Source organism: Schumannella luteola (assembly GCF_013408685.1).
In the GTDB taxonomy this organism is placed as follows: Bacteria; Actinomycetota; Actinomycetes; order Actinomycetales; family Microbacteriaceae; genus Schumannella; species Schumannella luteola.
Window position 1 is genome coordinate 1,011,117 of the sequence record NZ_JACBZY010000001.1, and the last position, 13,159, is coordinate 1,024,275.

The 13,159-nt window shown below is 70.1% G+C and carries 6 protein-coding genes; 4 read left to right on the plus strand and 2 right to left on the minus strand.

What is annotated here, in order from left to right; genetic code table 11:
• The first annotated feature begins 243 nt into the window (after nt 1–243).
• A complete protein-coding gene (locus tag BJ979_RS04490) occupies nt 244–747 on the plus strand; it encodes a MarR family winged helix-turn-helix transcriptional regulator (protein WP_179565610.1) in 504 nt (167 codons plus the stop codon).
• A 93-nt stretch (nt 748–840) separates the two neighbouring features.
• Here the strand turns inward: BJ979_RS04490 and purL are convergent, their stop codons facing one another.
• Both purL and BJ979_RS04500 read right to left on the minus strand, forming a co-directional pair.
• Nucleotides 841–3,210: a phosphoribosylformylglycinamidine synthase subunit PurL gene (gene purL, locus BJ979_RS04495; protein ID WP_179565612.1), complete on the minus strand. Its 2,370-nt coding sequence runs from the start codon at nt 3,208–3,210 to the stop codon at nt 841–843.
• 236 nt (nt 3,211–3,446) lie between these two features.
• On the minus strand, nt 3,447–4,325 hold the full coding sequence (locus BJ979_RS04500; protein WP_179565613.1) for a hypothetical protein: 879 nt from the start codon (nt 4,323–4,325) through the stop codon (nt 3,447–3,449).
• A 316-nt stretch (nt 4,326–4,641) separates the two neighbouring features.
• Here BJ979_RS04500 and BJ979_RS04505 point away from each other — a divergent pair, with 316 nt between their 5' ends.
• The 3 genes from BJ979_RS04505 to BJ979_RS17510 all read left to right on the plus strand — a co-directional run bounded on the left by BJ979_RS04505 (nt 4,642) and on the right by BJ979_RS17510 (nt 12,967).
• Complete coding sequence (locus BJ979_RS04505) at nt 4,642–5,496, plus strand: AzlC family ABC transporter permease (RefSeq protein WP_218853433.1); 855 nt, start codon at nt 4,642–4,644, stop codon at nt 5,494–5,496.
• A complete protein-coding gene (locus BJ979_RS04510; RefSeq protein ID WP_179565614.1) occupies nt 5,493–5,822 on the plus strand; it encodes an AzlD domain-containing protein in 330 nt (109 codons plus the stop codon). The genes BJ979_RS04505 and BJ979_RS04510 overlap by 4 nt, the downstream gene beginning before the upstream one ends.
• Nucleotides 5,823–6,112: 290 nt before the next feature.
• A complete protein-coding gene (locus BJ979_RS17510) occupies nt 6,113–12,967 on the plus strand; it encodes an ExeM/NucH family extracellular endonuclease (RefSeq protein WP_246286684.1) in 6,855 nt (2,284 codons plus the stop codon).
• Nucleotides 12,968–13,159: the final 192 nt, after the last annotated feature.

A 13,159-nucleotide genomic window follows, 5' to 3' on the forward strand; every position in this document is an offset into this window, starting at 1 on the left:
TGTTCTGCTCGTCCGTTATTCCCCCGGTCGAGTAGTACGATCATCAAGTTATCGGATGGTTAGACAGTCGGATAGATAAGCAATGTCCCCAGTGAGGGGGCCAATACGTTTTGGGCATTGGGATCACGGGGTTCTCCTGTGCAACAGTTGACGCAGCGAGGCCGTCACCAGGCTCGCTCGCTCGATCGCCGACAGGCGTCGCGCATCCACCCGCCAGCCCTCCGCGCAAGGAAAGGACATATCGTGACCGACGCATATGCGATCGAAGAGACGCCGGGCGATGCCCCTCAGCTGCACGCGGTGGGGGAGGCGACTATCGCCGACGTCATGAACGCCTTCGTCGTGCTGCGCTCGAAGAACGCGAAGCTCGTCGGCAACCTCGCCGCCAGCGCCGGCATCACGACCACCGACGTGCGCGCTCTGTTCTACGTCGGCGGCAACGACGACGTCACGCCCAAGAAGGTCGCCGAGTACCTCGGCCTCACCACCGGCGCCATGACCAGCCTGGTCGACCGCAACGAGGCCGCCGGGTTCATGCAGCGCACCAACAACCCCACTGACCGCCGCAGCTTCCTGCTCGAGCTGACGGATGCGGGCCGCGACCTCGTCAAGCGGAACGGCCAGACCTACGCCGACGCCTTCTCGGCCGCCGTCGCGCCCGCCGACTACGACGCCGTGCACCGCGCCTTCGTCGGGCTCTCGGAGCACCTCGGCGCCGCCGCCGACGAGCTCGACCCCAAGGCCTGACCCGTCACCACCCAGCCGTACGCGAGAGGCCCGGAACCGTCAGACGGTTCCGGGCCTCTTCGGCGTCGCGCGGTCAGTGCGCGGGCGCGTCGCTCAGGCGAAGGTCGCCGCCACGCTCTTCCACGCGTCGTGCAGCTCGCTCACCGACGCGGTGAACAGGCCCTGCACCTCGAGCTCGCCCTCGCCGCGACCGGCGCCGGCATCCGTCACGCCGATGCGCGCGACCGGGAAGCCGCGGCCCTCGCACAGGCGGGTGAACTTCACGTCCTCCTCGCGCGGCACGGCGACCAGCACCCGGGCGGTCGACTCGCTGAACAGGGCGGTCGCCGCATCCACGCCGTCACGGGCGATGAGCTCGTCGAGGAACACGCGGGCGCCGACGCCGAAGCGCAGCACGCCCTCGGCCAGCGCGATCGCGAGGCCGCCGTCGGCGAGGTCGTGGGCCGCGTTGAACAGGCCCTCGTGCGCGGCCGCGGCGAGCAGCTCGCCGAGCTCCTTCTCGCGGGTCAGGTCGACCTTCGGCGGGCGTCCGCCGAGGTGGTCGTGGATGCTGCCGGCCCAGGCCGAGCCGTCGAGCTCGAGCGCGGTGGTGCCGAGCAGGTACAGGTTGTCGCCCGAGTCCTGCCAGCCCGAGGGCACGCGGCGTGCGACATCGTCGATCGTGCCGAGCACCGCGACGACCGGCGTCGGGTGGATCGGCACGTCGCCGGTCTGGTTGTAGAAGCTGACGTTGCCGCCGGTGACCGGGATGCCCATCTCGAGGCAGCCGTCCGCGAGGCCCTCGACGGCCTTCGAGAACTGCCACATGACCTCGGGGTTCTCGGGGCTGCCGAAGTTGAGGCAGTCCGAGACGCCGACGGGGGTCGCGCCGGTCACGGCGACGTTGCGGTACGCCTCCGCGAGGGCCAGCTGCGCACCCTGGTAGGGGTCGAGGTAGCAGTAGCGGCCGTTCGCATCCGTCGCCACGGCGAAGCCGAGACCCGACTCCTCGTCGACGCGAACCATGCCGCCGTCGTCGGGGTAGCTGAGGGCCGTGTTGCCGAGCACGTACTTGTCGTACTGGCTCGTGATGAAGCTCTTGTCGCCGAGGTTCGCGCTGCCGAGCAGCTGCAGCACCTGCGCCTTGATCGCCGGACCCTCGGTCGGGCGGTCGAGAACGGATGCGCTGTCGGCGTTCACGTCGTCGAGCCACTTCGGGTAGACGATCGGGCGCTCGTAGACCGGGCCGTCGACCGCGACGGTGCGCGGGTCGACATCCACGATGACCTCGCCGCGCCAGTCGATGATCAGGCGGCCCGTGTCGGTGACCTCGCCGAGCACGCTGGTCTCGACATCCCACTTGCTCGTCACCGCGAGGAAACCCTCGAGCTTGTCGGGGGAGACGACCGCCATCATGCGCTCCTGGCTCTCCGACATGAGGATCTCCTCGGCCGTGAGCGAGGGGTCGCGCAGCAGCACGTCGTCGAGCGAGATGCGCATGCCGCCGTCGCCGTTCGACGCCAGCTCGCTGGTGGCGCACGATATGCCGGCGGCGCCGAGATCCTGGATGCCCTCGACCAGCCCGCCCTGGAACAGCTCGAGGCAGCACTCGATGAGCACCTTCTCGGCGAAGGGGTCGCCGACCTGCACGGCCGGGCGCTTCGTCGGGCCGCCCTCGGTGAAGGTGTCGGAGGCGAGGATGGAGGCGCCGCCGATGCCGTCGCCGCCGGTGCGCGCGCCGAACAGCACGACCTTGTTGCCGACGCCGCGGGCGTTCGCCAGGTGCAGGTCCTCGTGCTTGAGCACGCCCACCGCGAGGGCGTTGACGAGCGGGTTCGCCTGGTAGATCGGGTCGAACCAGGTCTCGCCGCCGATGTTCGGCAGGCCGAGGCAGTTGCCGTAGAAGCTGATGCCGCTCACGACGCCGGGCAGCACCCGGTGCGTGTCGGGGTGGTCGGCGGCGCCGAAGCGCAGCGCATCCATGACCGCCACCGGCCGTGCGCCCATCGAGATGATGTCGCGCACGATGCCGCCGACGCCGGTCGCGGCGCCCTGGAAGGGCTCCACGTAGCTCGGGTGGTTGTGGCTCTCGATCTTGAAGGTGACCGCCCAGCCCTCGCCGATGTCGAGCACGCCGGCGTTCTCGCCCATGCCGACCATGAGGTTCTTCTTCATGTCGTCGCTGACCTTCTGGCCGAACTGGCGCAGCCAGACCTTCGACGACTTGTAGGAGCAGTGCTCGCTCCACATGACGGAGTACATCGCCAGCTCGCCGCTCGTGGGGCGGCGGCCGAGGATCTCGCGGATGCGCTGGTACTCGTCATCCTTCAGCCCGAGCGCGCCGTAGGGCTGCTCCTTGTCGGGCGTCGCGAGTGCGTTCTCGACCGAATCGGGGGCGGGGATGGCGGGGGCGGTCGAGGTGTCGGACACGCGACGAGGCTCCGTTTCGCAAGGGGAGGCGCCCGCCTGCGCGGACCCGCCCATCCTACCGTCGCGCGCACGCGCCCTCCGGCCGCGCGGCGCCCGCCCTGGGTGGCCCCGCGAAGCCCGAGGGTGGCCACGAAGTGCACGAGACACGCCGTCATGGCGTGCGGTTCCTGGCCACCCCGGCTCGCGGGGAGACGAGGGTGGCCAAGAACTGCACGCGACACGCCGCAGATGCGTGTCGTTCGTGGCCACCCGCTGATCAGCGAGGGGGCGGGATGCGGTCGGTCCGCTCGTCAGGCCCGACCGCGATAGCCGCGCTCGGCCAGCGCCTCGGAGATGGTGTGCACCGCCTGCCCGCCGCCCGATCGCAGGTGGCGTGCTCGGAATCGCAGGACTCGTTCGCCGGCCATCGTCGCCCGATCGAAGCGCGAGATGTCGCGGTCATATTGCACGGGGTCGGTGCGATGCTGATCTCCGTCGTACTCGGCGAGCACGCGGAATCGCCGCCACCGGAGATCGAAGCGTCCGATCTCGTCGCCACGTCGGTCGAGCACCATGGTGTTCAGCTCGGGCTCGGGCAACCCGGCCGCGACGACTGCGAGACGCAACTGTGTCTCTCGTCGGGAGTCGCTGCCCTCGCGCACCAGGGCCACTGCACGGCGCGCCTTCTCGGCTCGAGGCGTGCGCGCACGACGCACCGCCTCGTGGAGGTCGTGCATGGGCAGCCAGGGCCGAGGATCGAGCGGATCGCCGATCGGCGGTTCTCGCACCAGCTGGTCGCCGACAGCGACGAGATCGGCGACCGACAATTCGGAAGCGAGCTCGAGGAAGAGACGGGCAGGGTCGCTCAGCAGAAACCCGTTCCTCTCGATCGAGGTCGTGTGCACGGTGCGATGTCCGATCACGCCGGGGCGCCTCAGACGATTGGCGTCTTTGGGGCCAGAGACGTGGACGGGGGACTGCTCGCTCTCGAGGTCGCGCGGAAGCGGCAGCGGCCAGAGGCGAGCCGCCGTGGAGTGGCTCAGCCGATCGCCGTCTCTGAGCGCGGGGAGCAGATCGCGGGCGGCGTCGATGTCGCGCCAGAGGGTGCCGCGGATGCCCTGGTGCGGGCGGTCCACGCTGGTTCCGTACAGCGTGCGCCGGCTGAGCCCTGCATCGCGCCCGGCGCGCACGGTGAACGCCGGATCGAGGTCACGAAGCGCATTCATCGGCCCAGAGTGCTCGTGTCGCGCTCGCCGCGTCGTTGATCATCCACAGCCCTGTGCGGGGGGTGGCCAAAAGCAGCACACGACACGCCGCGGAGGCGTGCTGCTTTTGGCCACCCTCGACGGGGGCTCGTCCTGGGTGGCCAGAAAGTGCACGCGACACGCCGCGCAGGCGTGCTGCTTTTGGCCACCCCGCGGACAGGCGAGACCAGGGGAGCACGGGGAGCCAGGGGCGCGGGGGTGGATCGCGCGCGGGGGAGGGCCGGGCTGGGAGGATCGCGGGATGGGCGAGAGCGGCGCGAGCGAGGCGGGCTCGGGTGCGCGAGGTGCGCGGGGCGTGCGGGCGATGATCGGGCTGCTCGATCGGCGCGCCCTGCAGGACATCGGGCTCGTCGTCGTGGCCGACGCGATCGTGGGGCTCTCGTTCGGCGCGATCGCGGTCGGCGGCGGGATGCCGGTGTGGGTCCCGATCGCCATGTCGCTGCTCGTCTTCGCCGGCGGATCGCAGTTCGCGGCCCTCGGCATCCTGCTCGCCGGCGGCGACCCGGCCGCGGCCGTCGCGGCGGGGCTCGTGCTCAACGCCCGGCTGCTGGCCTTCGGCTTCGCGGCGGCGGATGCGCTGGGCCCCGGCTGGTGGCGTCGCCTGCTCGGCGCGCAGATCATCACCGACGAGTCGACCGCGTTCACATTGAGCTCCGACGATCCCGCGCGCCGCCGGGCGCTGTTCTGGGTCAGCGGCGTGGCCCTGTTCTTCGCCTGGAACGTCGCGGTCGCCCTCGGCGCGCTGCTCGGGACGATCGTCGGCGACACGAACGTGCTCGGACTCGACGCCGCGTTCCCGGCCGTGCTGATCGCGCTCGTCGTGCCCGCGCTGAAGGATGCGGCGCTGCGCATCGCCGCCGCGGTCGGCGCCGTGCTCGCAGTCGGGGCGACGCCGTTCCTGCCGGCCGGCGTGCCCGTGCTGATCTCGCTGCTCGCGCTCGTCGTGGTGCTGCGCTCACGGTGGCGGCGGCGCGGCGGCGACGGACCCGACGGGCCGGGCGGGCGTCGCTCCGCGGGCGGCGGGCCGGGGTCGGGCGGCGGCCTCGACGAGCTGGGGGATGCGCATCCCTTCGGCCCGGCGGGAGGTCTGCGATGAGCGCGACGGCGCTGCTGCTGCCGATCCTCATCCTGGCCGTCGGCACCTACGCCTTCCGGATCGTCGGGCCGGCCGTGCACGGGCGGGTGCGGCTGCCGCGCTTCGTCGACGACCTGCTCGACGACGGTGCGATCGTGCTGCTGTCGGCGCTGACCGTGACGAGCGCGGTGTTCGAGGCGGGGCAGTTCGCGGGATGGGCGCGTCCGATCGGCGTCGCGGTCGCCGGCGCGCTGGCCATCGTCAAGGCGCCGTTCCCGGTGATCGTGGTGAGCGCGGCGCTCGTGACGGCGCTGCTGCGGCTGATCTTCCCGGGGATCGACGGGTAGGCGTCGACGACTCGGCGGCGACGCGGCCGCACCGACTCGGCGGCCGCACCGTCGCCTCCGCCGCGCGACCCGGATCACGCTCTCGCGCCCCGCGCAACCCCCGCCGGGTGAACCCCGCACGGCACCCCGCGGCACGACACGCGCGCGACAGATGTCGCGTATCCCCCATGCGGGGGTAGTCCGACCGTGCGGATTCCTCGACGACACCTGTCGTAACCCTTTCGTTCACCCCCCGGATGGGGGACTCTGGCTTTCTACTCAGGAATCCCCGAATCCTCCCAAGGAGAGTCATGCCCTCGAGCCGTGCCGGTGTGCTGAGAGGTGCGGTCGCAGCCGCTCTCGGCGCCGCACTCGTCGCTTCCGCGGCCCTCACTGCGTCGCCCGCCCTCGCCAGCACTGACGGCACGGGTGTCGTCATCAACGAGGCCTACCTGAAGGGCGGCAGCGCCAACGCCCCCTTCAGCAAGAAGTTCGTCGAGCTGTACAACAGCGGTGACAGTGCGGTGAACCTCACCGGATGGTCGCTGCAGTACCGCTCGGCCACGGGCGCCGGCGCCCCGAGCGCGAACTTCGCGCTCGACGGCACGATCGCCCCGAAGGACTACTTCCTGGTCCAGTTCACGGGCAACGGCACGACCGGCGCTGACCTCGCGGGCTCCGACCAGCAGGGCGGCGGATTCAATGCCAGCGGCACGACCGGCACCATCTGGCTCGCCAAGACCACGGCGGCGCTGACCCTGCCGACCGGCTCGGTCACCGGCAACCCGCAGGTCGCCGACCTCATCGGCTACGGCGCCTCGAACACCTTCGAGGGATCGGTTGTCGCGGTCGACGGCGCGAACGGCGTGCCGAACTCGCTGAACCGCGACGCGGCCCACAAGGACACCGACGTCAACTCGGCCGACATCACGAACCAGGGCACCCCGACCCCGCAGAAGTCGGGCACGACCCCGACCGACCCGGGCACCGGCACCCCGACTGACCCCGGCACGGGCACCCCGACCGACCCCGGCACGGGCACCCCGACCGACCCGGGCACGGTCACCGCGATCAAGGACATCCAGGGCACGACCGACACCTCGCCGCTCGCCGGCCAGACGGTCACCACGCAGGGCGTCGTCACCGCGACGTACGCGACCGGCGGATTCAACGGCTACACCATCCAGACGGAGGGCACCGGCGGCGACGTCGACCTCGCCACCCACAAGGCCTCGGATGCGATCTACATCTACTCGGCCTCGACCGTCGGCAGCGTGAAGATCGGCGACCTCGTGCAGGTCACCGGCGCCGTCAGCGAGTTCAAGGGCTCGACCGACAGCCGCTCGCTCACCGAGATCACCGTCTCGAGCGCGGCCGGCCTGAAGAACCTCGGCGCCGCGACCGCTCCGGTCACGCCGGCGAAGGTCGGCTTCCCGGCCACCGACGACCAGCGCGAGTCGCTCGAGAGCATGCTCGTGCTGCCGCAGGGCGACTTCACGGTCAGCAACACCTACTCGACCAACCAGTACGCCGAGATCGGCCTGGCGTCGGGCACGACCCCGCTCATCACCCCGACCGAGATCGCACGCCCCGGCACCGCCGAGTACACGGCGGCGGTCGCGGACAACGCGAAGCGCGGCGTGACCCTCGACGACGGCGCGAGCATCAACTTCCTCGCGAGCGGCAACGGCGGCAACAAGGACATCCCGCTGCCGTACCTGACCAAGGACAACCACATCAGCGTGGGCGCCGCGGCGACCTTCACCTCCCCGGTGATCTTCGACTGGCGCAACAACACCTGGAAGTTCCAGCCGACCACGCAGCTCACCGCCGCCGGCACGGCCCCGGCCACGTTCTCGAACGTGCTGACCCCGGCGCCGAAGACCCTCAACGGCGACCTGCGCATCTCGAGCTTCAACGTGCTCAACTACTTCCCCACCACGGGCGACTCGGTCGCGGGCTGCAACTCGGCCTACACCGACCGCGCGGGCAACAAGGTCACCGTGAACAGCTGCGGCGACTCCGGCCCCCGCGGCGCCTGGGACGCGGCGAACCTGAAGCGTCAGCAGGACAAGATCGTCACCGCGATCAACAAGCTGACCGCCGACGTCGTCTCGCTCGAGGAGATCGAGAACTCGGTCAAGTTCGGCAAGGACCGCGACTTCGCGCTCAAGACCCTGACCGACGCGCTCAACGCGGCCGCCGGCACGGATGAGTGGGCCTACGTCCCCTCGCCCGCCGCCGACAAGCTGCCGGCCCTCGGCTCGCAGGACGTCATCCGCACCGCCTTCATCTACAAGAAGGCCAGCGTCGAGACGGTCGGCGACTCGGTCGTGCTGACCGACAGCGCCGCGTTCACGAACGCCCGCCAGCCGCTCGCCCAGGGCTTCAAGGTCAAGGGCGCGAGCGACGCGACCGCGTTCCTCGCGATCGTGAACCACTTCAAGTCGAAGGGCTCGGGATCGGGCGCCGACGCCGACCAGAACGACGGACAGGGCGCCTCGAACGCCTCGCGCGTCGCTCAGGCGAAGGCCCTGCTGCAGTTCGCGAGCGACCGTCAGAGCGCCACGAGCATCAAGCGCGTGTTCCTGCTCGGCGACTTCAACGCCTACGGCAAGGAAGACCCGATCCAGGCGCTCGTCGACGGCGGCTACACCGACCTCGGACCGCTCTCGGGCAAGTACAGCTACTCGTTCAGCGGTCAGAGCGGCTCGCTCGACCACATCCTCACCAACGCGGCCGGCAAGGCCTCGGTGACGGGCACCGACATCTGGAACATCAACTCCGGCCAGTCGATCGCCTACGAGTACAGCCGCTACAACTACAACGCGACGAACTTCTACACGGCCGACCAGTACCGCGCGAGCGACCACGACCCGGTCATCGTCGGACTGTCGCTCAAGGCCGCGCCCATCAAGCTGAACCTGCTGAACATCAACGACTTCCACGGTCGCATCGATGCCAACACGGTGAAGTTCGCGGGCACGATCGAGAAGCTGAAGAAGGATGCCGGCGAGTCGAACACCCTGTTCCTCTCCGACGGCGACAACATCGGCGCCTCGCTCTTCGCCTCGTCGTCGCAGCAGGACCAGCCCACGATCGACGTGCTGAACGCGCTGGGCCTCACGGCCTCGGCGGTGGGCAACCACGAATTCGACGGCGGCTTCAGCGACCTCACCGATCGCGTGATCGGCAAGGACACGAAGAACGCCAAGTGGGACTACCTCGGCGCGAACGTCTACAAGAAGGGCACGAAGACCCCGGCCCTGCAGGAGTACTCGATCCAGACGGTGAACGGCCTCAAGGTCGCCATCGTCGGCGCGGTCACGCAGGAGACCCCGGCCCTCGTCACCCCGACCGGCATCAAGGACCTCGACTTCGGAGACCCGGTCGAGGCCGTCAACCGCGTCGCGACGCAGCTCACCGATGGTGACGCCGCCAACGGCGAGGCGGATGTCGTCATCGCCGAGTACCACGAGGGCGCCGGCTTCGGCACCCCCGACGGCGCGACGATCGACAAGGAGATCGCCGCCGGCGGCGCCTTCGCCGACATCGTGACGAAGACGAGCCCCAAGGTGGCCGCGATCTTCACGGGTCACACGCACAAGCAGTACGCGTGGGATGCCCCGATCACCGGCCAGCCCGGCAAGACCCGTCCGGTTCTCCAGACGGGCAGCTACGGCGAGAACATCGGCCAGACCGTTCTGACGATCGACCCCGACACCAAGTCGGTGACGACCTACTCGGTCGGCAACGTCGCCCGCGTCACGACGGCCGACGCCGACCTGGTGAACGCCTACCCGCGCGTCGCGCAGGTCAAGACGATCGTGGATGCCGCGCTCGCCAAGGCCGCCGAGATCGGCAACCAGCCGGTCGGCGCCGCGACCGCTCCCATCACGACGGCCTACATCGCCGCCGCCCGTGACGACCGCGGCAGCGAGTCGACGCTCGGCAACCTGGTCGCCGACTCGCTCGTGTCGAGCCTCAAGTCGGCCGACCGCGGCGCCGCCACCATCGGCGTCGTGAACCCGGGTGGTCTGCGCGCGGACTTCACCAAGGCCGGCACGATCACCTACGCCGACGCCAACGCGGTGCTGCCCTTCGTGAACAACCTCTGGACGACCACCCTCACGGGTGCGCAGTTCAAGGCGGCGCTCGAGCAGCAGTGGCAGACCAACGCCGACGGGACGGTGCCCTCGCGCAGCTTCCTCAAGCTCGGTCTGTCGAAGAACGTGTCGTACACCTACGACCCGAACGCGGCCCGCGGCTCGCACATCACGAGCATCACCATCGACGGCAAGGCGTACGACCCCGCGGCGAACTACCGCATCGGATCGTTCAGCTTCCTGCTCGCCGGCGGTGACAACTTCCGCGAGTTCGCGAACGGCAAGGACACCAAGGACTCCGGTCTGATCGACCGCGACGCCTGGATCGACTACCTGAAGGCGAACAACCCCGTCTCGCCCGACTTCGCGCGTCGCTCCGCCGCGGTCACCGGTCTCCCGGCCGGCAGCCTGCAGCAGGGCGCGAAGCTGCCGCTCACCGTCTCGTCGCTCGACCTGACCTCGCTCGGCAGCCCCGCGAACACCTCGCTCGAGATCAGCTTCGCCGGTTCGAAGGACGCGGTTCAGACCGCGACCGTCGCCAACGGCGCGGCCACCCCGACCGTGACGGTGCCGAAGGACGTGACGGGCGCATCCACGCTCACGATCGTCGCGAAGCCCTCGGGCACGACCATCACCATCCCCGTCACGGTGGAGAAGACGGTCGTTCCCCCGGTGAAGCTCAACCTGCTGAACATCAACGACTTCCACGGTCGCATCGATGCCAACACGGTCAAGTTCGCCGGCACGATCGAGAAGCTCAAGGCCGAGGCCGGGGCGGGCAACTCGCTCTTCCTCTCCGACGGCGACAACATCGGCGCCTCGCTCTTCGCCTCGGCGTCGCAGCAGGACCAGCCCACGATCGACGTGCTCAACGCGCTCGGACTGCAGGCCTCCGCGGTCGGCAACCACGAGTTCGACCAGGGCTACGCCGACCTCACCGGTCGCGTGAAGAACGCCGCCAAGTGGGACTACCTGGGTGCCAACGTCTACGAGAAGGGCACGACGACCCCGGCGCTGCCGGAGTACAAGGTCATCGAGGTCAACGGCCTGAAGGTCGCCGTCATCGGCGCCGTCACGCAGGAGACCGGCACCCTGGTGTCGCCCGCCGGCATCGAGGGTCTCGAGTTCGGAGACCCGGTGGATGCGGTCAACCGCGTCGCCACGAAGCTCACCGACGGCGACCTCAGCAACGGCGAGGCCGACGTGCTGATCGCGGAGTACCACGAGGGAGCCGGCTTCGGCACCCCCGAGGGCGCCACGATCGAGAAGGAGATCGCCTCGGGCGGCGCCTTCGCGAAGATCGTGACCGCGACGAGCCCCAAGGTGGCGGCGATCTTCACGGGTCACACGCACAAGCAGTACGCGTGGGATGCCCCGATCACCGGCCAGGCGGGCAAGACCCGTCCGGTTCTGCAGACCGGCAGCTACGGCGAGAACATCGGCCAGACGGTTCTGACGATCGACCCGGAGTCGAAGAGCGTGCTCTCGTACACCACGGCGAACGTCGCCCGCGTCACGACCGACGACGCCGCTCTGGTGAGCGCGTACCCGGCCGTCGCCGACGTCAAGAAGATCGTCGACAAGGCCCTCGCTGACGCGAAGGTCATCGGCAGCCAGGTGATCGGCAAGACCACGGCTCCGATCACGACCGCCTTCTCGGGTGGTGCGCGTGACGACCGCGCGAGCGAGTCGACCCTGGGCAACCTGGTCGCCGACTCCCTCGTGGCCAGCCTCAAGTCGGCCGACCGCGGCGGCGCCGAGATCGGCGTCGTCAACCCCGGCGGCCTGCGTGCCGACCTCCCGGCGGGCGACGTGACCTACGAGCAGGCCAACGCGGTGCTGCCCTTCGTGAACAACCTCTGGACCACGTCGCTCACCGGCGCCCAGTTCAAGACGGTTCTCGAGGAGCAGTGGCAGACCAACGCCGACGGAACGGTTCCCTCGCGTCCGTTCCTGAAGCTGGGCCTGTCGAAGAACGTCGCCTACACCTACGACCCGAACGCGGCTCGCGGCTCGCACATCACGAGCATCACCGTGAACGGCAAGGCGATCGACCCGGCTGCGACCTACCGCATCGGCACGTTCAGCTTCCTGACCTCGGGCGGAGACAACTTCCGCACCCTGGCTCTGGGCTCGGCTGCACGTGACTCGGGTCTGGTCGACCGCGACGCGTGGATCGACTACCTGACGGCGAACAAGCCGGTCTCGCCCGACTTCGCCCGCCGCTCGGCGGTTCTGACCGGCACGCCCACGGGCGAGCAGGAGCAGGGCTCGCAGTTCACGGTGAACGTCGCGCAGCTCGACCTCACCTCGCAGGGCAGCCCGGTCAACACCGAGCTCACCGCGACCTGGGCCGGCTCGACCGCCGCACCGCAGACCTTCCCGGTCTCGGCGGGCGCCGCGACGGCCACGATCACGGTGCCGAAGGATGTCTTCGGGGCCCAGTTCGTGACGCTCACCGCGACGGAGAGCGGCACGAAGGTGCTGGTGCCGGTCACGGTCAAGCAGGCCGTCGTCATCCCGCCGACCGACCCGACCGAGCCGACGACGCCCCCGGTGGGCGCCGACGACAGCAAGCTGACGATCGACCTGCAGGGCAAGATCACGATCGACATCACCTCGGCGAAGCCGGGCGCGACGATCAAGATCTACGTCGGCATCGAGTTCGCCGGCACCTGGGTCTCGGCCTGGCTGCACTCGACCCCGGTCGCCCTGGGCGGCTGGCAGCAGGTGGCGCCGGACGGCACCATCTCGGTGACGATCCCGACCGACGCCCCCGCCGGTGACCACCGCATCGCGGTTCAGGATGCGCAGGGCAACGTGCTCGGCTGGACGGCCTTCACCGTCCTGGCCGCGGCCGACCCCGGCACCCCGGGCGCCGGCAACGGCGGCACGGGCTCGACCGGCTCCGGCTCGTCGAACGCGACCGCCTCGGGCTCGCGCGGCCTCGCCGCGACGGGTGTCGACGCCACGGCCGGCATGATCGGCGCCCTGGCGCTGCTCCTGGCCGGTGCGGCCCTGGTGGTCATCCGCCGTCGCCGCGCCGCGGTCGAGCGGTAACCTCGCCTCACCCCGCACGCGAAGCGGCCCGTCCCCGACCGGGGGCGGGCCGCTTCCGCGTTCTCCCGCTGGCTTCTCCGCGAAAGTACGTGCTTTGCGGGGCCGGACCAGCTCGGGCGACGACAAACTGCGTACTCTCGCGGAGACGATGCGGCCGAACGTGGGCGTCCCCTCCGTAGGTGCTGAACCGCC